Here is a 19,769-nt window from a genome sequence, read left to right on the forward strand (position 1 = left end):
CCTGTTATGCGTAAAGAAGATTGCTATTTTTTAGGAAAAATCACACGCAGACATGGACTTGCGGGTAACGTGATCCTTAAATTGGATACCGATCAACCCGAGCTTTACAATAAATTGGAATCAATATTCGTTGAAATCAACGGATTATTGGTTCCATTTTTTATTGAAAAATCATCATGGAGCAAACTGGATGCTCTGAATCTTGCATTCAAAAACTCTTCTGAAGCGATGGTAGATCAGGTATTGGGTAAAAGTGTTTACCTTCCACTTGCTTCACTGCCTAAACTTTCAGGAAAACAATTTTACTACCACGAAATCATCGGATTTGAAATTTTTGACCAGAATGACAACAACTGTGGAGTGATCAGATCAGTAAACGATCAGACAGCACAGGTGTATTTCATTACCAATCTGGATGGAAAAGAAGTGGTAATTCCTATGATCAAAGACTGGATTCTTGCAGTTGACAGGGAAGAAAGAACAATCAAAATGGAACTTCCTGAAGGTCTTATTGATGTATTTCTGGTTCCTTCCAAAAAAGACGAATAGTATTGCAATAAGCAATAAGCAATAAGCAATAAGCTATTCTTTCTCACTTTTCTACATTACTCATTACTGATTATTCATTACTCATTTTTAAGGCGGGTAAAAGATAATCCTGTGCTATTTTTTCAGATTGCTGGTGTGCGTAGGGCTTGTTGTAGGCTTGCGCTGTAATTACTATGACAACTGGTATCTGAGTGAAAATAATAATTTTATTTCCCCCATTTCCACTGGATTGGAAAGCTTCATAACTTTTGTTTCCCACAGTATAAACTTTTCTCCAGAATAAATATCCATATCCTTCAAAATCAGGATTGTCTGTGAAGTAATTGGTGAAAGATTTCTGAATCCATTCTTTACTCAATAGGGTTTTTCCACTCCATACGCCATTATTTTGATATAATTGCCCGAATTTTGCAAAATCAAGTGCTTTCATGCGAAGTCCTCCTGCCAATGAAGGCTTTTGCTGGGGTGTAAACTGCCATTTGTAATTTGTAATTCCAAGAGGTTGAAACAACTTTTGATCGGCATAATTTTTTAATCCCTGTGGAACAGTTTTATCCAGAATATCTCCGGATACTACTACTCCTGCTGTGAAATAACTCCAATTTTTACCAATGGGATTTTCCGTCATAGGAAGATCCAGAGTAAACTTTACCCAATTTTCAGTAGGGTACATATTTTCTTCATTTCCGGGAGATTCGTAGTTCTCATCGTTTCCGTCAAACCCTGAACTCATCGTCAGTAAACTTTTGATAGTGACATTATCTTTTTGAGGAGAATAGTTTTTAAAGAGCTTCAGGTCATAAAATTCACTCAGTTTCTGGTTTTCACTTTTTAAATATCCTTCTTTAATAGCAATCCCCATTAAAGCTGAAGAAAAAGATTTTCCTACCGATCGTGTGTCCTGCAAAGAGTCTCTTCCGGATCCGTTGAAATATTCTTCCAGAAGAAGCTTTCCTTCTTTTATAATGACAATTCCGGTGATATTTTTGAACCTGTTCTCTGCAATTTTCTTATTCAGAGTTCTGATGCTTTCCGTATTGATTCTTTCCTGTGAAATATTCCAACCACTATTGGACTGAATAGGTTGAATGGCGATTTGCTGCTCTGTAGTGTTTTGAGCAGGAACAGTAAGATTGATTTGTCCTTCTGCAATGACTGATCCCGTTTGGATCGTAGAAGTATTGATATAAGGTCTGATTTCAATTTTTAAAATATGATTTCCTGCTGTCAGCGCATCAATTCCGTTATGAGCCATATAAAAACGCATCCATAAATACCTTCCCCAGGAATCTTCATTTTTGCTGCTGAGAAGAGGAATTCGTAAGCTGGTTTTGAATTTTTTATGGTCGGAAGTTCCCGCTCCTGTATTGAGATTTTCCTGATAAATAAGTTTTCCGTCTACATAAAATGAGAACTGATAATTTCCTTTTTTCAGCAGTTCATCCACAGAAAGAAGGGGTTCAAGCTGATGCAGATAATTAACCAGAGAGTTATCAAAGAAGGCATGAATACCAAGATCACCATTTTCCTGAAATATTGCAGAATTAAGAATATCCGAATCTCTCAGATTTTCCGTGGCTATGTTTTGGCTTAGAAAAACAATTTTTCCGGAATATTTTTTCTGAATTGGATTCTCTGTTTTTTCAACATTGATTATATCTTTTTTACTTTGTCCCTGATAGAAATAAAATGTGAAAATAAAGATCAATAATAGGATTGGTTTCATCTTAAAGAAGTATTTAAACAAAAATAATGAACTTCCTTATCACAAAATAGAATGAAATTAACATTGCTATTTTATAATGATCATTTCAAAGCAGTGCTAATTGAAAAGCTTTCTGAATTCTCCTGGTGACTGATTTGTTTTTTGCTTAAAAAGTTTGCTGAAAGACTGCGGATGCTCAAATCCCAGCTCATAAGCAATTTCACTTACGGATAAACTTGTAGTGCTTAATCGTTCTTTGGCAGATTCAATTAATTTATTCTGAATATGCTGTTGTGTATTTTGTTGGGTGTGAAGACGTAAAAGTGTTCCCAGATAATTGGGAGAAATATTCATCTGTTCAGCAATACACTTCACTGATGGAATCCCGTTTTCAAGGAGACTTCCGCCTTCGAAATATTGAGAAAGAATGTCTTCAAATTTATATAACAATTCATGACTTGATTTTTTTCTGGTGAAAAACTGCCTTTCATAAAAACGGTCAGAGTAAACCAGTAATAATTCAATTTGGGCAATAATCAGTTCCTGTGTGAATCTATCGGTATTGGTCTGATATTCACGTTCAATGTTTTTAAAAATATCAACCAGGATTTTCTCTTCTTTATCAGAGAGGAAAAGAGCTTCTTTTACCTGGTAGCTGAAGAAGTCATACGATTTTATTTTTTTGGTTAATGAAGTATTCCACAGAAAATCGGGATGAATCAACAATAAAAATCCTGTAGGCTCTACTTCTACTTCCGGGTTGATTTCAAGACTTAAATATTGCTGCGGTGAAACAAAACACAGCACTCCTGAATTAAAATCATATTGCTGGTGCCCGTAATTGAACTTTGGTGTGACATTTTTTTTCAAACCAATGGAATAAAAATTCTGAATCCACTTCAGTTCCTCATTTTCTACAACATAACGAACCTTGCTGTAATCGATCAAACTGATCAGCGGATGCTCAGGATTCGGAAGACTGCAGAAAGCATGAAAATCTGATATAGAATTAAAACGAACAGGTTGTTTCATAGAGCGAAGTTAGTTGTTTTTATAAAAAGTATAATACATTTCAAAAAGTCTTCGGCTCAGCTCATGCAGACTTCTCTAAAATTTTATATTTAATCCATGCATATAAATTAAAACATTCAGTATTAGAAATGTCATCCTGAGCGGAGTCGAAGGATATGATTATCATATTAAATTGCAGTAGAAACAGTAAGACTTTCCCATTGCTCAGCGTCTTTCTTTAAAATATCAATTTTGTTATTGAGAAATTCTATGGTTCCTACCCCTAATAATAAATGGACCGGAGGATTTTTCTCTTTACTGATCTGGATCAGAACATCGGCTGCTTTTTCAGGATCATTAGGCTGGTTTCCATTGATTTCGTTAAGGTGCGCCTGTTCCGAATTTCTTGCAGCTTCATAAGCCTGAATAGGATTTGAAGGCGTTTTCACAGAATCTTTGGTTAAGAAATCGGTACGGAAATATCCGGGATAAACAACCGTAGCATGAACTCCGAAGTCTTTTACTTCCTCTGCCAGCGCTTCCGTAAATCCTGCAACGGCAAATTTCGTAGAACAATAGATTCCCCATCCTGGAAAATTAGCAGAGTATCCACCAACAGAAGAAATATTGAAGATGTTTCCTGATCTTTGTTCACGCAGATAAGGCATTGCATTTCTGATCACATTTAAGGTTCCGAAAACATTCACTGCATAATTTTCTCTTGCCTCTTCATCTGTCAGTTCTTCCAGCGTTCCGATTTGTCCATAACCTGCATTGTTGACCACCACATCAATGCGTCCGAAATGATGAACTGTTTTTTCAATGGCAGATTTGATGTCATTATTGTCTGTGATGTTGGCGCTAAGAGGAAGAAAATTTTCTGAAGTTTCTCCGATGGTGGAGATCAGGGATTCAACAGTACGGCTAGTAGCTGCAACCTGAAACCCTTCGGATAGTAATTTTTTTACCAGCTCGAATCCTAATCCTTTTGAAGCTCCTGTCACGAACCATACTTTTCTTGTTTCCATTTTTAAATATTTTTTTGTTTAAATGATGGTACAAAGATGGAAACTTACGAAAAGGTAAATGTAGCCGAATCGGGGAATGATGTATCCAAATCGTGAATGGTGTTATTTAACGCGTGTCATTCTGAATGAAATATAATGAAGAATCTCAAACAATTGATGAATAACAAGATTCCTACCTTTTTAGAAATCGCAGATTGACCGTAGTCTATGACAAAATCCAAACCCCTCTTTAATTTCAAACAACTTTCAATGATTTTTCAGAAGATTTCTGTATTTCAGCGGTGTAATTCCTATATTTTCTTTGAAGCAGCGTGTAAAATGGCTTTGATCTGAAAAACCGCACCCTAATGCAATATCCGTTAAAGAATGGGATGAAGTGAGAAGTTCAAGAGACTTATTGAGTTTTAATTTTCTGAGATATTCACCCAGATTACAGTGGAAATATTTGTGAAAATCTCTGCTGAGATGAATAGGATGGATGTTCAGGGTTTTGGAAAGTTCTTTGAGATTAAGGCTTTCCGTAAAGCTTTCATGTAGAATTTCATTAATCTGTCCTACCCATAAAGGTTTTCTTTCTGTGCTTTCTTTTTGTTGGGTCAACTGGCTGAAAAGATGTAGCAATAGTTGATTAAAAGCCAGTTCAAGTGAAATATCATCACCTTTGGTTTCTTTGAACATCTGATAAACCAATAGTTTTAAAGCCGGATCTTTTATGTTAAAACTGCCTTCCACTTTACTTTTCTGAATATCAAACCGGTCAAACCAACTTTGTGAAAGCTCAATATGAAAGCCTCTTGTGAAAATATCCGGTTTAATATTATAATGCGGATCTTCCCAATGATGGTACAATAATGTTCCGGCAGAACAGTCGTAGGCTTCCTTTCTGTTTCCTTCCGTCATATTCCCCTGAAGAAGAAAAGTGAAATAAGCATTTTCATGATAATGCCAGTCTACATAAGAATGAGTATACTCCGTATCGGTGATGGTCAATCCTTCTAAATTGACCCTTTGATTGGTGTCTCCAAAATATTCGCCGTTACGAAGTGTATTCATGATAAATTTTGTTTTAATCGGTCAATCTGTTCATACATTTTATTAAAAAACATTTTCCTTTCTCTGTTTCCTGATTCATTAAGTGATCTGGAGTTCTTGATCTGATGCTCAAAATAGCTCAGCGAATCTTCACACGTTATTTTATCATTGGTCATCATATATCCGAACATGCTGAAAGGTACAAAAAAGGAACATTGTTCTTCATTTTTGAATAGAATAGCGTTGTTTAAAATGACTAAATCATTCACATAGATCTGAAAATTACTTTTTTCCAGTGTTTTAATTTCCAGTCCTACCAGTAACTTTTTCAGGTCTTCCAGAATAAGATCTGCATCATTCTTTTTCAATAATCCCATTTCATAATAAAACGAAATTTGTCTCAATGCACTCATAATGGTGGTATCATTCCAGATTTCCGTTACGTTTTGTTTGTCGTAAAGATCTTTCAGCATTTCATTTTTTACAGAATGATATTTCATTGTGAACTCGTCAAAGGGACTTAAAAATTTATCCTGGTTCAACAAATTCATCCAGACATAAAACTTAAAACGGGACAGAACAGAATCTGAAATGGTATAGAAAAAAGGGATGTCTTTTGCGGAATAAAATACTTTGGAATTATTGATATTCTGAAAAACATTCAAAATCTTCAAGGAGTTCTCGAAATAGTTTAAAAGATCTTCGGTCGTTCTTACAGGTTGTGTTCTCTTAACGACTAATTGATTTTCCGTTCCCAGAAACTGATCCAGTGAGATCTGATAGTATTTGGCAAGCTCCAGAGCTTCCTCAAAACTGAACTTGGCTTTCAAAGAAGTCCTTCTGTGAGCCGCATCATAGCTGATATTAAGAATGTTGGCAATCTCGTCATTTAAAGATTTCTCCCCTATTTTTCTTCGGATTTCTTTCAGCAGAGCTTCCTGGTGCATAGTTTTGTGATTTTCACAAATGTAGTGTTTTTTGTGGAACCACTGAGAGTAACTTCCAGCCTCCTTCTTCAGGCTTTCAACCCGTATTTTGTGATTTTCGCAAACACGATGTTTTTTTTAATTTTTTTTCACATTCGGAACTGGAGTTTCTGCGGATAATTTTGAACTGTAATTTTTAAAACAACGAGTTATGAAAACACGAATTATATTATTAACAGCAGTTCTTTTAGTCAATAGTCTGGTTTATGCATCAGATAATCTGAAAGTGGATTCTTTGAAACCAAGAATGATTGCAGCTTCACCTTCAAAGACTACCAGAAATGTCAACGGAATTTTATTTAAATATTTTGACGAGGAAGAATATTTTAAGCCTAAAAAAGTAAATGGCTTAGCCATGGGATTCAATTTTGTAGGAATTTTTCTTCCGCCATTAATGCTTTTCAATTTACAACCGCCAGTTAACGATGATTATGTAATTGTTCCCCGCGAAAAGATGAATACCATTAACGGACTTCAGCTGTCGCTTATTAACCTGGAACCCACTGTTACCAATGGTTTGGAGATTAATGTTTCAAGTAATGTCAACACATATGCAGTGACTAACGGAATGTCTGTTTCTCCGTTTTTTAATCTGCATCATGAGATGAAAGGGGTTTCTGTAGCGCCATTGGCGAATATCGGGCAGAAATGCCGGGGAATACAGATCGGTTTGTACAATCAATGTAAGGATTTCCGTGGAATACAGATTGGAGGATGGAATGAGAACGGAAGAAGGAAACTGCCTTTGATCAACTGGAATTTTAAGAAACAGAAAGTAAATAAAAAGTGATTATGAAACCCAAAATCAGATTTAAAAAAGCAACCTCTTCTTTCTACTCGGAATTGCGTAAAGAGGTGGATCTATTGCTGACGGATGAAGTGATGAAAAAGGCCGGAAGATTGATGATCATAAAATTCCTGTTGTATGCTCTGGCCTTTCTGCTTCTTTATGCTAATCTTTTCAATCCTTATATATCAGATAAGAACTGGCTGGTAACTTTGAATTATATTGCTTTAGGACTTACCGGAATATTGCTGGCTTTTAATTGTGCTCATGATTGTGTGCACAATACATTCTCAAAGTATAAACAACTCAACAGGATTATTTACTATATCACTTTTAATTTGCAGGGCGTAAATGCAAGACTGTGGAGGAAGAGGCATATTGCTTCTCATCATGTGTTTCCTAATGTGGATGGCTGTGATGCTGATATCGATGATAATATTTTTTTGCGCCTGTCTGTACATCATCCCAAAAGAAGAATCCATACCTACCAACATGTATATGCTACTGTGCTGTATTGTTTTTACACCTTGCATTGGATTATGATCAAAGATTTTATGTATGTAAGGAAGAAAGACCTGGCTAATCTCAGAAATCAGAAACATTCTATTCTATCTGTAGCAGAAGTTATCCTGCTAAAATTAGCTTACTTCGGCTATATGCTGATGTTGCCAGTGCTTTTTACAGATATTTCGCTCATGACAATTTTCATCTCTTTTATTATCATGCATGTGACCATTTCACTGTTTTTTGTTCTGACCCTGATTATTTCTCATCTGAGTCTTGAAACTGATTTCCCCCAGGCAGATGAAAATGGATATCTGCCATATGATTATTATGAGCATCAGTTAGCCGTCTCCTTGGATTATCATCCAACCTGCAGTTTTGCCAACTGGATTTTCGGAGGGTTCAATTCCCATGCGGCGCATCATCTTTTTCCAGGTTTGCCACACACAGTCTATACCATTATTACTCCTGCAATCAAAAAAGCAGCTGCCAGAAACAATTTTCCATACCATGAGAAAAGTATTGTGAATGCCGTGGTTTCACACTATCAATACCTGAAACAATTAAGTAAATAATCAAGCCATGAAAAATTATCAACTAATAGTATTTTTATTCCTGTTTTCAGTACGTATTTTTTCACAAAATACAGCAAATGACACAGTAAATACCCAAACAGAAGAGCCTTTTGATTATAAAAAATATTATGACTGTGATTTCGGAGAAGGAAATGTTTTGATTGTTGTTAAAAAAGGAAAGGAATTTACAGATCTTACTGATTTGAGAAAATCCGGGAAAGGTTTTGCTATTAAAATGGAAGCCATATACAGTATGGAATTTGCGGATGGTCAGAGATATGAATCAAGTGTGGTGAAAACTATTACACAGGATAGTATTTCGATCACGAATTTTTTCAATGAGAATGCTGCAAAGCTTGCAGGAAAGCCTTTTCAATTGATTACTTATCCTCTTTCATCTTTGAAATATATTCGTTTTATTAATGATCGGATGTTATCTCTGTACAGTAAAAAAAATATTCAGAAGGATTTTAATCTTATTGTAAAGAAAATGGATCAGGCTAAAATGTGTCCTGCAGTTCTTCAGTTTAAAGACAGAAATGGTGAAATGAAGGTATGTCATTTTTATCTGACCTCTCAAGGATATGATCTTCTTTATGAGAGCAATGGAAGAGTGTACTATCTGGAAGGTAAAGTAGAATGGAAATGATATTAGAAAAAATTATAATATTCAGAATGTATTCACTTTTTATTGAATTATTATCCCGAATTTTAATAAAAATATGGATGAATACATGGAAAAAAAGCAAAAGGAGTGGTGTATCTACTGAAGAAAAATAATATTTTTGTAATATAGCTAGGATGAATGATGAAAATAAAATCTTTACTACTGTTTTTGATTATAGGGGTTGTGTTTTATCATGCACAAACCCTGAATATTAGAAAAAATTCTCTGGAAGAACGGACTTATGAGGAATTGGAAAAAGAATTCTATAACAGTCCTGCGGGAGAAATAAACAGTAAAAGTATTGCCGATTATTATCTTAAAAAGGCAAAATCTGAAAAAAACACCACTCAGATTGCTGAAGGATATGTAATGCTTCATTTTGCAGAAGACTTACCCAACGCATTAAAATACTTAGACAGCTTACAGTACATCACAAAAAATTCCAAAGAAAATATCTATCCGGCGAGAATTTATTTGCTAAGAGGAAATTTATACTCTAAGAATGACAATCTTCAATCTGCATTCAATAATTATATCCTCGGACTGAAATATGCAAAAGAAAAAGGAAATAAAAGGCAGATTGCTATGGCCCATATCAGTATTGCCCACCTGAACAATTATATAGGAAAACATGCAGAGACAGCAAAAGTACTGAGACACTATGCTTATGATACAGATTATATGAATGAGGATGAGAAAAATTCTCTCAAACTGAATCTGGCAGATGCTTACATAGAGATCAATAAAATGGATTCTGCTTATGTACTGATAAAAGACGGGTTGCTGGATTCTAAAAAAAATAAAGATGTTTACCGATATCATCAGAATCTTGGGCTGCTTGGATATTATCATCTGCATTCCAGAAATTATCAGAAAGCCATTGATGGCTTATTGGAATGCGAAAAATATTTCTTTACAAATCATAATGGAAGTAAAAGAAACCAGAATTATACACTTTTGTATTTAGGAAAGTCCTATGCCGGACTTCAGGAAAAAGAAAAAGCCGTTGGCTTTTTCAGGAAAATAGATTCTCTAGTTCTTAAAACCAACTATATCTATCCTGAGCTGAGAGATGTATATACTTACCTTATTGATTATTATAAAGAAAACGGTGATAAGGAAAAGCAGCTGTATTATGTAGACCGTTTTTTAAAAGTAGATCAGGTGCTGGATATGCAGTTCAGGTATATTTCCAGAGAGCTTCCGAGAAGATATGATACTCCGGAACTTCAGCAGGAAAAAGAAAGCATAACCAATGAGCTTACGAAAAGAAAAAGTCTTTTCTATATTGTTTTAAGTCTTTTGCTGATTTCACATTTATTATTTATCAACGTTTATTTTAAATATAAAAAATCTGAAAAGAACTACAAGAAGATTGCCCAGGATCTTATTCAATCTGTTAATGAAAATAAAAGCGAAAAAAACAGAGATCCGGAAATTAAGAATGAAATTTCAGCAGTACCTGTTCAAACAGTCAGTACAGAAAATGTTGAGGACAAAATATCGAGAACTATTTCTGAAGATATTGCCCAGACTATTTTAAAAGAACTTGAAATATTTGAAAACAATGATCAGTTTTTGAATAAGGGTATCACATTGGGAAGTCTTGCCAAAAAAATAAAAACAAACTCAAAATATCTGTCAGAAATTATCAATACTCACAAAGGGAAAAACTTTGCAACCTATCTCAATGATCTTCGTATTGATTATGCCATCAGCAGACTGGCCAATGACAAAAAATTCAGGTCTTATAAAATTCCTTTTATCGCTGAAGAATTAGGATATAATAATGAACAGGCCTTCACTTTAGCCTTCAAAAAACGAACCGGAACACCACTTTCTATCTACTTGAAAGAAATTGAAAATATGTCTTTGGGTTAATATTAAGTTATTGATATTTAGTTTTTTATTGTTTATAAATTCATGTTTTTAGGTATATAAATTTATGAATCTATAAAGCATTCCCTTGTTTCATTCTTCCACATCCTGCATCTTTGCTTCAGGTAAAAACACAACCATTTATTTTGTATGTGCACAATACAAGATATCAGTTCCAAACTGTTGATCATAAAAAAAGCAAGTCGGGAATTGTATCATAAAAACTAATAATGAAGGAGAGGATAAAAACTAATAACCAAGAAAACTAAAAAGTAAATCATGAAGTAATTGTTCAGAATTTAGAGATGTAAAGTGTAGTGATCATTTAAAAATCATTAAACAGTAAATCCGGTTAATCCGCCACACAGTTTAAAAGTATAGTATAGTCTAAAAATGGATGTATAACCCGGTAATTTACCACGAACTTATCACTTAAAAACTAATAACCATTTCAATAAAACTAATTCCATGAAAACTCAGAGTAAAATCATATTTTATTCTTTTTAAAAGTGATAGTGTAAGTGTGTTTATTCCGGAGGTATTCCGGATATTATTGAAGTTCAGGACAATATTGAGTGGAAATGTAACCCTGAAATGCAGAAGATTTTGCAGAAGAAAAAAGGTGAATTTACTGAACGGAGAGTTTAAATACCTGTTAAATGATTTTTAAAGACAGCGCAATCATCAAGTTGCGCTGTTTTTTTGTAACTTTGCAGACATTAATTTTTATATAAAAAAATTTATCATCAACAAATGAAAAAGCAAACGATCAAAGAAATCCTAAAGGATTACAAGAAAGTATTACATCATGACATTACAGTTTACGGATGGGTAAGATCCTTCCGTGCTAATCGCTTTATTGCGCTTAATGATGGTTCTACGATTAATAATTTGCAGATAGTTGTTGATTTCGAAAATTTTGATGAGGCTATTCTTAAGAATATCAGTACAGCTTCTTCCCTGAAAGTAGTAGGAGAAGTGGTGGAAAGCCAGGGAGCGGGACAATCTGTGGAAATTATCGCTAAAAAGATCATTATTTTAGGAGATAACTTTACAGAAGAACTTCAGAGTACAATTCTTCAGCCTAAGAAACACAGCCTTGAGAAACTTCGTGAGCAGGCTCACTTAAGATTCAGAACAAACCTTTTCGGAGCGGTGTTCAGAGTGCGTCACGCAGTAAGTTTTGCAGTTCACTCATTCTTCAACCAGAACCAGTTTTTCTATATCAACACACCGGTCATTACAGGAGCAGATGCGGAAGGAGCAGGTGAAATGTTTGGCGTAACGAACTTCGACCTGAACAATATGCCGAAAACGGAGGAAGGTGAAATTGACTTCTCTCAGGATTTCTTCGGTAAAAAAACAAACCTTACCGTTTCAGGACAATTGGAAGGTGAGACCGCTGCAATGGGATTGGGAAGAATTTATACTTTCGGACCTACTTTCCGTGCTGAAAATTCTAACACAACAAGACACCTTGCCGAGTTCTGGATGATTGAGCCGGAAGTAGCATTCAACAACCTTGAAGATAACATCGACCTTGCGGAAGATTTCTTAAAATATGTGATCCAGTATGTATTGGATAACTGCAAAGATGATCTTGAGTTCCTGGACAACCGTTTTGCGGAAGAACAAAAGACAAAACCGGAAAAAGAAAGAGCAAAAGAGGGTCTTATCGAAAAACTTCAGAATGTAGTAGCGAAGCGTTTCAAGCGTGTAAGCTATACGGAAGCGATCGAAATTTTATTGAACTCTAAAGAAAATAAAAAAGGAAAATTTGTTTACCCTGTTGAAAAATGGGGAACAGACCTTCAGTCTGAGCATGAAAGATATCTTGTTGAAAAACACTTTGAAAGCCCGGTAGTATTATTTGACTATCCGAAAGAAATCAAAGCTTTCTATATGAAACTGAACGATGACAACAAAACCGTTGCTGCTATGGATGTTCTTTTTCCTGGTATCGGTGAAATCATCGGAGGATCTGAGAGAGAAGCAAGATTAGATGTTTTAAAACAGAAAATGGCAGATATGCACGTAGATGAGCACGAACTTTGGTGGTATCTTGATACCAGAAAATTCGGTTCTGTACCGCATGCAGGCTTTGGTTTAGGACTTGAAAGATTAGTTCTTTTCGTAACAGGGATGACGAATATCAGAGATGTAATTCCTTTCCCTAGAACACCGAAAAGCGCTGAATTCTAGAACAATAAAAAAAGCCTTAATCACAAGTTAAGGCTTTTTTTATTATTTAATAGTTTATTATATTAGGATAAGTAATGCAAAAATCATGCTAAATGTGTTTTTTATCAAATAAATTTATTAAATTCGTAGAATATGTTATGTTAAAACGCAAATAAGAATATGCTTAAACAACACTTACAACTTAAATTAGGACAGAAGCTGGCCCCTCAGCAGATCCAGTTGATGAAGCTTATTCAACTTCATACTCTTGAATTTGAAGAGGAGCTGGAGAGAGAGTTAGAAGAAAACCCGGCTTTGGAAATTGCAAAAGAGGATTCTAAGGAAGATGATTATTCTTCCCTGGAAGATGCTTATCAGGATGAGGGTACAGAAAGCATTGAAACAGATTTCGACGTCAATGAATATATCTATGACGATGAACCGAGCTATAAAACCGCATCCAGCAACTACTCTCCGGATGATGAAGAATTCGATAACGAGAGTCTTTTAACGGAAGGCCAGTCCTTATATGATTATCTTACAGAACAGATTCACCTGGTGAATATTGGTGATGAAGATCTGAAGATTGCAGAATACCTGATCGGAAATTTAGATACAGACGGATATCTGAGAAGAGAGATCAAATCTATTGTTGATGATCTTGCTTTCTCACAGGGAATTTATACTACTAAAGAAAGAGTAGAGGATATCCTTGAAAATTATGTTCAGAAACTGGATCCGCCAGGAGTAGGAGCAAGAGGTCTGCAGGAATGCCTTTTACTACAGATTGAAAAGAAGGTAAGCTCAGATAAAGCAGTTTCTCTGGCTGCCAATATCTTAAGACATCAGTTTGAAGCTTTAACGAATAAGCATTATAACAAGATCATTCAGAAATATGATATTGAAGAAGACGATCTGAAAGATGCTCTGGATGAGATCTCAAAACTTTCTCCTAAAGTAGGTGGAAACTTTGATACACAGACAATTACCATCAATCAGGAAATTATTCCGGACTTTGTCATTCAGGTGAAAGACGGGCAGGTAATCCCTATGCTGAACAGCAAGAATGCACCTACACTAAGAGTTTCTGAAGAATATAAAGATATTCTGACTACCTATTCCCATGATAAGAATTCATCGGAACACAAGCAGGCTGCTTTATTTATCAAGCAAAAACTGGATGCAGCAAAATGGTATATTGATGCCATTAATCAGCGCCAGAATACCTTATTACAGACGATTACAGCCATTGTAAAATTTCAGAAGGATTATTTCATCACCGGTGACGAAAAGTCTCTGAAACCAATGATTCTGAAGGATGTTGCAGATATTACAGGTTTTGACATCTCTACCATTTCAAGGGTGGTAAAAAGTAAGTATGCAGATACCCCTAATGGGATTGTATATCTTAAAGATCTGTTCTCAGACAGTTTAACAAATGACGATGGAGAAGAAGTTTCTACAAAGGAGATCAAAACCCATCTTCAGGAAGTTATCAGTAAAGAAAATAAGAGAAAACCACTTACAGATGATGCATTAGTAGTCATTCTGAAAGAGCAGGGTTATAATATTGCCAGAAGAACGATTGCAAAATATCGGGAACAGCTCAATATTCCTGTCGCGAGGTTAAGAAAAGAACTTTAACAATAAAAAAAAGCATTTCAATTTGAAATGCTTTTTTTATCATAAGTAAAAATGGGATAGCTATTTATCATTTTATCTCTTTAAGTTAATTAGCTCAGTTTTACATTTTACAGCCCAAGCTCCTTCATAGAAATTTCCCGCATTTCAACCTTTCTTATTTTTCCGGAAATAGTCATTGGGAATTCATCTACGAATTTCCAGTATTTTGGAACTTTATAATGGGCAATTCTTCCTTTGCAGTATTCCTGTAGTTCTTCAGCAGTGATGGTAAATCCTTTTCTCACTTTTACCCATGCCATTACTTCTTCTCCGAATTTTTCACTGGGAACACCAATGATCTGGACATCAAGAATGTTGGTATACGTATATAAAAAATCTTCAATTTCCTTAGGTGAGATATTTTCTCCACCACGAATGATCAGATCTTTTATCCTTCCTGAAATGGTAATATAGCCGTCTTTATCCATTACTGCCATATCTCCGGTGTGCATCCAGCGGGCATCATCCAATACTTTCCTGGTGTTTTCAGGATCATTCCAGTACTTTAGCATGACGGAATAGCCTCTGGTACAAAGTTCCCCATGCTCCCCACGTTTTAAAGTTCTGCCACTTTCATCAATGATTTTTATCTCAAGGTGATCCTGAACCGTTCCTACGGTGCTGACTTGTTTTTCCAGCGGTGTTCCTATTAAAGTCTGAGTAGATACAGGTGAAGTTTCTGTCATTCCGTAGCAGATACTCATTTCTTTAATATTCATTAGATTTTCCACTTTTTTCATGATTTCGGGAGGGCATACAGAGCCCGCCATAACACCGGTTCTTAAGCTTGAAAAATCATAGGTGTCAAAATCTTTTACTGCCAGTTCGGCAATAAACATCGTAGGTACTCCATACAAAGAAGTACATTTTTCATCTGAAACAGCTTTTAAAGTAATCTCCGGATCAAAACTGTCATTCGGAATTACCATACAGGCTCCGTGAGCTGTGCAGCACATATTTCCGATGACCATCCCAAAGCAGTGGTAAAAAGGTACAGGAATGCAGACGCGGTCTTTTTCAGTATATTTTAGTCTGATCCCAATAAAATAACCGTTATTGAGAATATTATGATGGGAAAGAGTAACCCCTTTCGGAAAACCGGTAGTTCCGGAAGTATATTGAATATTAACAGGATCATCAAACTGTACATGCTCTTCAAAACTGTGAAGCACTTCATCCGAGATTTCCTGTCCGTTATTCACAAACTCTTCCCAGTTTTCATCAAAGAATATTTCGTGATCAAGGGTTGGGCATACTTCTTTCGCGTATTCAACCATCTCTTTATAATTGCTGGTTTTAAAGCTTAAAGAAGAAAAAATAAAACGAACTTCAGACTGATTGAGGACATAAGTCAGTTCATGAGTTCTATAGGCCGGATTGATATTCACTAAAATAGTTCCTATTCTTGCAGTTGCATACTGCAAAAGTACCCATTCATAGCGGTTAGATGACCAGACTCCGATTCTGTCGCCCGCTTTTGCTCCTAAAAATAATAAAGCTTTTGCAACAGCTGTTGTTTGATTGTAAAATTCCTGATAAGTAGCTCTGTAATCCTGATGAACGCAGACTAATGCTTCCTGATGGGGATATTTTTCGACAGTATTTTTAAGATTGGCTCCGATGGTCTGGCCTAATAATGGAACCTCAGAAGTTCCATACACATAAGATAAGGGCATAGTTTAAGATTTGGTGGAATAAAATTAACAATTATATCCCGAACTATGCCTATGTATATTAATTTTCCTGAGAATCTATTTCTTTAAGTTGTTTTAGATTTTTATCAAGTTTTTTAATAATAGTACCATATACCAGTCTGTAATATAACCAGATCATAGAAATCGCAAGCAATGTACTTACGGCAATTCCCACAATAATAATGGTAAGATTGGAACCACTTGGCTGGATATTCTGAGAATCTAATATGTAAAAGATAAAAGCAACCAATACAAAAGTGAATATCAGTAATAATACAATGCTGATGAGAATGAAAGCATTAACTGTTGTTTTGAACTTAATGATTCTGGTGATAAGTCCCTTCAGATTTTCCTCAATCTTGATTCTTCGGTAATTCTGATAGAATTTTAGTACGAAATATGCCGTGATCAATAAACTTAAGACTTTTATTGCTAAATAAGCATGCCCGAAGTTGTTTTCTACCTCCGGAGCTTCCTGGGCACCTAATCTTTCAAGCATTTTACGGAAGCTGTCTGATTCCTCTTCCGGAAAAAAGTAAAACAGTCCTAGTACTGAAAAGAAAAGTAATTCTACGACGCTGATCCAGAAAATATATTTCACATAGTTACGCGACTTTCTGTTCAACATCTGAAGAATCTCAGTGTTGTCATATTTATGCTGGACAGGTTGTTCCTGCCATGTTTTCTTAAAGCTATCTAAATCAAATTCAGGCATATTTTTCCATCTGTTCTTTAAGGGTTTTCTTTAATCTGTTCATTTTCACACGTGCATTAACTTCAGTGATTCCGAGGTTTTCTGCAATGTCCTTGTAAGGCAGATCGTCAAGATACATCATGACAATGGCTCTTTCTACATTAGGAAGAGTCTTGATTACCGTATACAAAAGGGATACCTGCTGCTGTTTTTCATCGTCATCTTCCACAAAATCCTTGTGGTTGATGTCCAGTTCATTTGTAGGAAGGCTTTTGCTTTTTTTTCTAAAGAGGGTAATGGCTGTATTGAGCGCTACACGGTACATCCATGTGGAAATTTTGGAGTTTCCTTTGAAAGAATCATAACTTCTCCAGAGCTGTAACACGATTTCCTGGAAAAGATCCTCTTCATCTTCCAGAGAATTGGTGTACAAACGCGATACTTTAATAATCAGTCCTTGATTATCTTTGATAAGCTGCGCAAATTCTTTTTCTCTGGAATCCATAGATATATAATGCCACGAAGATAATAATAAAGTAGTAATTGGTGAAAATTATAATTAAAAATCGTAAAACGGTAAAAAAAGGAAAATCGAAGAAGAGCTAAAGGTCCAGGCTTATATTTGAATAATACTTCATATTTTCATCAAAAAACATGGAAAGATATTTTCAATCAATATTGTTTACATGAGGCTAAAAACTCTTTAGTCCTGTTGCTCTTATCTTTTTACCACAAAATTTGTGTACCTTTGCCTCCGCGAGAAAATCGGCTTGTTGATTCTTGTTTCGGCAAGGGTAGGAAAGTCCGGACACCATAGAGCAGCAAAGCGGATAACATCCGTCACCCGTGAGGGTAGGACAAGTGCAACAGAAAGCAAGTACAGTTCGGCTGTAGTGAAACCAGGTAAACTCTTTGCGGTGCAATGGTAAGTATATCGGTTCTTTTCAGCAATGGAAATAGGGGTGGCTCGTCCTGAAAACCGAGGGGTAATCAGCTCAAGTATTGCAGCAATGTAATACGTAGATAAATAACAGGCACTTCTTCGGAAGTACAGAATCCGGCTTATAGATTTTCTCGTGATTTTTTTTAAAGCTGGAATTTAGAGGCTGGAAGAGTGAAATTTTTTAACGTAATGATTTTAAACCTCCATCTTCAAGCCTCTAAATTTTAACCCAATTTATTCATTTTCTAATAGTTTTTTAGATTCCTGTAATTCCTGTCTGTCTTTATCAGAAAGAGTAGGATATTTAAGATTCATTTTCTCCAGAGTATCAATAATGATCTGAATGGCCGCTACTCTTGCAAACCATTTACTGTCTGCAGGAAGCACATACCAGGGTGCATAATCTTTTGAGGTTTCATTGATGGCAGTTTCATACGCCTCCATATACTGGTCGAATAACGCTCTTTCAGGGAGATCTCCTGCTGAGAATTTCCAGTTTTTTTCCTGTTCATCAATTCTGTCCAGAAGCCTTTTTTTTTGTTCGTCCTTAGAGACATGTAAAAAAATCTTCACAACTGTTGTTCCGTTTTGAGAAAGGTGTTTTTCAAAATTACGGATACTTTCATATCTGTTTTCCCAGAATTTAGTATCAAAATCTTTTACGGAAGACCATGTTTTTTCGCTCAGATTATATTCAGGATGTACTTTGCACACCAGAACACTTTCATAATGGGATCGGTTAAAAATTCCTATCATTCCTTTCTGTGGCAGTGCCAGATAATGTCTCCATAAAAAATCATGAGAATATTCTTTGGAGCTTGGTGTTTTAAAACTGGTTACATTACATCCCTGAGGATTCACTCCTCCGAAAACATGCTCTATCATACTGTCTTTTCCTGCTGCATCCATAGCCTGCAATACAACCAGCAAAGACTGGCTTCCGTCAGCATATAATTTTTCCTGCAGTTCACGAAGTTTTTCTTTCTCCTGAATCAGCATTTGCTCTCCTTCTTCTTTAGTGAGCTTTCCATTATAAGACGTTGATGCTTTTTTTATCGAAAATTTTCCACTTACCTTAAAGTTATCTGAGAAATCGGTGTCCATATTTTTTTTATTTAAAGATAAAAGTAAAAAGATAAAAGTGAAGATGTTATTACAATTCAATAGGGTAGACCTTTGCCCAGCCATTAAAAAAAATCCGTCGAAACCTAAATAATAAATTTGATAAACGTCAATACATTTACTACCATCTATTACCTATCATCTTCCACCTAATCAAATATAAATGTAATAAAAAAACCGCCTCAATGGAGACGGTTCTTTTATTTTTTTGAGTAGAGATTACTTCGCAGCAGCCTTTTTTGCAAGTTTCGCAGCTTTTTTCTCAGCTTTAGCAGCTTCTTTTTGTTCAGCAGGAGTCAATACTTTTGGCTCAGGAGCGTTAGCATCTACGTTACCTTTGATGTAGATTACACTTCTGCTGTTTGCAGGGTCATTAGAGAAAACCTCAATCATTTTGTTGAAAGGGCCAGGGATTGCTGTATTGTATCCAACCTTGATCTTTGCAGACTTTCCAGGCATGATAGGATCTTGGCTGAATTCAGGAGTCGTACATCCACAAGAAGGCTTTACATTTGAAAGAATCAAAGGCTTATCACCTGAATTCGTTACAGTAAAGAATCTTGTACCATCAGCACTAGGCTTAATAGTTCCGTAATCGAAAGTTGTTTTATCAAATGTAATAGTTTGTGCAGATGCAAGAGCAAATGTCCCGAATAGTGCAATTCCTGCAATTAATTTTTTCATATTCTTGAATGTTAATACGTTTGTTAGATAAATTTTGTGAAACAAA

Annotated in this window: 17 protein-coding genes and 1 other RNA gene; 8 read left to right on the forward strand and 10 right to left on the reverse strand. The window is 35.5% G+C overall.

Annotated features, from left to right (window positions below; genetic code table 11):
• Nucleotides 1-6 precede the first annotated feature (6 nt).
• Entirely contained in the window at nucleotides 7-549 is a 543-nt protein-coding gene (gene rimM, locus KBP46_RS19785) for a ribosome maturation factor RimM (RefSeq protein ID WP_062673923.1), read from the forward strand.
• 70 nt (nucleotides 550-619) lie between these two features.
• Here rimM and KBP46_RS19790 read toward each other — a convergent pair whose 3' ends face one another.
• From KBP46_RS19790 to KBP46_RS19810, 5 genes are all read right to left on the reverse strand, one after another.
• A complete protein-coding gene (locus tag KBP46_RS19790) occupies nucleotides 620-2,275 on the reverse strand; it encodes a serine hydrolase (RefSeq protein WP_216443980.1) in 1,656 nt (551 codons plus the stop codon).
• Nucleotides 2,276-2,371: 96 nt separating this feature from the next.
• On the reverse strand, nucleotides 2,372-3,286 hold the full coding sequence (locus KBP46_RS19795) for an AraC family transcriptional regulator (protein ID WP_216443981.1): 915 nt from the start codon (nucleotides 3,284-3,286) through the stop codon (nucleotides 2,372-2,374).
• A gap of 167 nt (nucleotides 3,287-3,453) precedes the next feature.
• Nucleotides 3,454-4,293 carry an SDR family NAD(P)-dependent oxidoreductase gene (locus KBP46_RS19800; protein WP_216443982.1) on the reverse strand — a complete coding sequence of 280 codons (840 nt, stop codon included), beginning with the start codon at nucleotides 4,291-4,293 and terminating at the stop codon, nucleotides 3,454-3,456.
• A 246-nt stretch (nucleotides 4,294-4,539) separates the two neighbouring features.
• Entirely contained in the window at nucleotides 4,540-5,346 is an 807-nt protein-coding gene (locus KBP46_RS19805; RefSeq protein WP_216443983.1) for an AraC family transcriptional regulator, read from the reverse strand.
• Nucleotides 5,343-6,272, reverse strand: a complete 930-nt coding sequence (locus KBP46_RS19810; protein ID WP_062673932.1) for a helix-turn-helix domain-containing protein — start codon at nucleotides 6,270-6,272, stop codon at nucleotides 5,343-5,345. The genes KBP46_RS19805 and KBP46_RS19810 overlap by 4 nt, the downstream gene beginning before the upstream one ends.
• Nucleotides 6,273-6,462: 190 nt before the next feature.
• Here KBP46_RS19810 and KBP46_RS19815 point away from each other — a divergent pair, with 190 nt between their 5' ends.
• The 6 genes from KBP46_RS19815 to rpoN all read left to right on the forward strand — a co-directional run bounded on the left by KBP46_RS19815 (nucleotide 6,463) and on the right by rpoN (nucleotide 14,547).
• Nucleotides 6,463-7,101 carry a hypothetical protein gene (locus KBP46_RS19815; protein WP_216443984.1) on the forward strand — a complete coding sequence of 213 codons (639 nt, stop codon included), beginning with the start codon at nucleotides 6,463-6,465 and terminating at the stop codon, nucleotides 7,099-7,101.
• A 2-nt stretch (nucleotides 7,102-7,103) separates the two neighbouring features.
• Entirely contained in the window at nucleotides 7,104-8,177 is a 1,074-nt protein-coding gene (locus KBP46_RS19820; protein WP_216443985.1) for a fatty acid desaturase, read from the forward strand.
• A 7-nt stretch (nucleotides 8,178-8,184) separates the two neighbouring features.
• Nucleotides 8,185-8,826 (forward strand): hypothetical protein, encoded by a 642-nt coding sequence (locus KBP46_RS19825; protein ID WP_062673939.1) that lies wholly within the window; start codon nucleotides 8,185-8,187, stop codon nucleotides 8,824-8,826.
• 156 nt (nucleotides 8,827-8,982) lie between these two features.
• Nucleotides 8,983-10,725 (forward strand): helix-turn-helix domain-containing protein, encoded by a 1,743-nt coding sequence (locus KBP46_RS19830; protein WP_216443986.1) that lies wholly within the window; start codon nucleotides 8,983-8,985, stop codon nucleotides 10,723-10,725.
• A 750-nt stretch (nucleotides 10,726-11,475) separates the two neighbouring features.
• Nucleotides 11,476-12,924, forward strand: a complete 1,449-nt coding sequence (asnS, locus tag KBP46_RS19835; protein ID WP_216443987.1) for an asparagine--tRNA ligase — start codon at nucleotides 11,476-11,478, stop codon at nucleotides 12,922-12,924.
• A gap of 159 nt (nucleotides 12,925-13,083) precedes the next feature.
• Nucleotides 13,084-14,547, forward strand: coding sequence for an RNA polymerase factor sigma-54 (rpoN, locus tag KBP46_RS19840; protein WP_062673944.1), 1,464 nt, complete (start codon nucleotides 13,084-13,086; stop codon nucleotides 14,545-14,547).
• A gap of 107 nt (nucleotides 14,548-14,654) precedes the next feature.
• Here rpoN and KBP46_RS19845 read toward each other — a convergent pair whose 3' ends face one another.
• Genes KBP46_RS19845 through KBP46_RS19855 form a run of 3 tightly spaced genes read right to left on the reverse strand, consistent with a single transcriptional unit; the run spans nucleotide 14,655 to nucleotide 17,479 of the window.
• Nucleotides 14,655-16,262, reverse strand: coding sequence for an AMP-binding protein (locus KBP46_RS19845; protein WP_062673947.1), 1,608 nt, complete (start codon nucleotides 16,260-16,262; stop codon nucleotides 14,655-14,657).
• 58 nt (nucleotides 16,263-16,320) lie between these two features.
• The gene (locus KBP46_RS19850; RefSeq protein WP_120232084.1) at nucleotides 16,321-16,995 is read right to left on the reverse strand and encodes a beta-carotene 15,15'-monooxygenase; all 675 of its coding nucleotides are present in this window, start codon (nucleotides 16,993-16,995) and stop codon (nucleotides 16,321-16,323) included.
• Nucleotides 16,988-17,479 (reverse strand): RNA polymerase sigma factor, encoded by a 492-nt coding sequence (locus tag KBP46_RS19855; protein ID WP_062673949.1) that lies wholly within the window; start codon nucleotides 17,477-17,479, stop codon nucleotides 16,988-16,990. The genes KBP46_RS19850 and KBP46_RS19855 overlap by 8 nt, the downstream gene beginning before the upstream one ends.
• A gap of 252 nt (nucleotides 17,480-17,731) precedes the next feature.
• On the opposite strand from KBP46_RS19855, the gene rnpB reads away from it, so the two are divergent.
• Nucleotides 17,732-18,055: RNase P RNA component class A (gene rnpB / locus KBP46_RS19860), an RNA gene on the forward strand.
• 96 nt (nucleotides 18,056-18,151) lie between these two features.
• Here the strand turns inward: rnpB and KBP46_RS19865 are convergent.
• Together KBP46_RS19865 and KBP46_RS19870 are read right to left on the reverse strand one after the other, a co-directional pair.
• A complete protein-coding gene (locus tag KBP46_RS19865; protein ID WP_062673951.1) occupies nucleotides 18,152-19,021 on the reverse strand; it encodes a polyphosphate kinase 2 family protein in 870 nt (289 codons plus the stop codon).
• Between the two features lie 237 nt (nucleotides 19,022-19,258).
• The gene (locus KBP46_RS19870) at nucleotides 19,259-19,723 is read right to left on the reverse strand and encodes a DUF1573 domain-containing protein (RefSeq protein WP_034699021.1); all 465 of its coding nucleotides are present in this window, start codon (nucleotides 19,721-19,723) and stop codon (nucleotides 19,259-19,261) included.
• Nucleotides 19,724-19,769: the final 46 nt, after the last annotated feature.

The organism is Chryseobacterium sp. PCH239, from assembly GCF_018924625.1.
GTDB lineage: Bacteria > Bacteroidota > Bacteroidia > Flavobacteriales > Weeksellaceae > Chryseobacterium > Chryseobacterium cucumeris.

Coding starts and splice junctions, on each gene's coding strand:
- KBP46_RS19815 (WP_216443984.1), top strand. CDS start 6,463: ATGAAAACACGAATTATATTATTAACAGCAGTTCTTTTAGTCAATAGT.
- KBP46_RS19865 (WP_062673951.1), bottom strand. CDS start 19,021: ATGGACACCGATTTCTCAGATAACTTTAAGGTAAGTGGAAAATTTTCG.
- KBP46_RS19830 (WP_216443986.1), top strand. CDS start 8,983: ATGATGAAAATAAAATCTTTACTACTGTTTTTGATTATAGGGGTTGTG.
- KBP46_RS19870 (WP_034699021.1), bottom strand. CDS start 19,723: ATGAAAAAATTAATTGCAGGAATTGCACTATTCGGGACATTTGCTCTT.
- KBP46_RS19855 (WP_062673949.1), bottom strand. CDS start 17,479: ATGGATTCCAGAGAAAAAGAATTTGCGCAGCTTATCAAAGATAATCAA.
- KBP46_RS19825 (WP_062673939.1), top strand. CDS start 8,185: ATGAAAAATTATCAACTAATAGTATTTTTATTCCTGTTTTCAGTACGT.
- KBP46_RS19810 (WP_062673932.1), bottom strand. CDS start 6,272: ATGCACCAGGAAGCTCTGCTGAAAGAAATCCGAAGAAAAATAGGGGAG.
- KBP46_RS19805 (WP_216443983.1), bottom strand. CDS start 5,346: ATGAATACACTTCGTAACGGCGAATATTTTGGAGACACCAATCAAAGG.
- rimM (WP_062673923.1), top strand. CDS start 7: ATGCGTAAAGAAGATTGCTATTTTTTAGGAAAAATCACACGCAGACAT.
- KBP46_RS19845 (WP_062673947.1), bottom strand. CDS start 16,262: ATGCCCTTATCTTATGTGTATGGAACTTCTGAGGTTCCATTATTAGGC.
- asnS (WP_216443987.1), top strand. CDS start 11,476: ATGAAAAAGCAAACGATCAAAGAAATCCTAAAGGATTACAAGAAAGTA.
- KBP46_RS19820 (WP_216443985.1), top strand. CDS start 7,104: ATGAAACCCAAAATCAGATTTAAAAAAGCAACCTCTTCTTTCTACTCG.
- KBP46_RS19795 (WP_216443981.1), bottom strand. CDS start 3,286: ATGAAACAACCTGTTCGTTTTAATTCTATATCAGATTTTCATGCTTTC.
- KBP46_RS19800 (WP_216443982.1), bottom strand. CDS start 4,293: ATGGAAACAAGAAAAGTATGGTTCGTGACAGGAGCTTCAAAAGGATTA.
- KBP46_RS19850 (WP_120232084.1), bottom strand. CDS start 16,995: ATGCCTGAATTTGATTTAGATAGCTTTAAGAAAACATGGCAGGAACAA.
- rpoN (WP_062673944.1), top strand. CDS start 13,084: ATGCTTAAACAACACTTACAACTTAAATTAGGACAGAAGCTGGCCCCT.
- KBP46_RS19790 (WP_216443980.1), bottom strand. CDS start 2,275: ATGAAACCAATCCTATTATTGATCTTTATTTTCACATTTTATTTCTAT.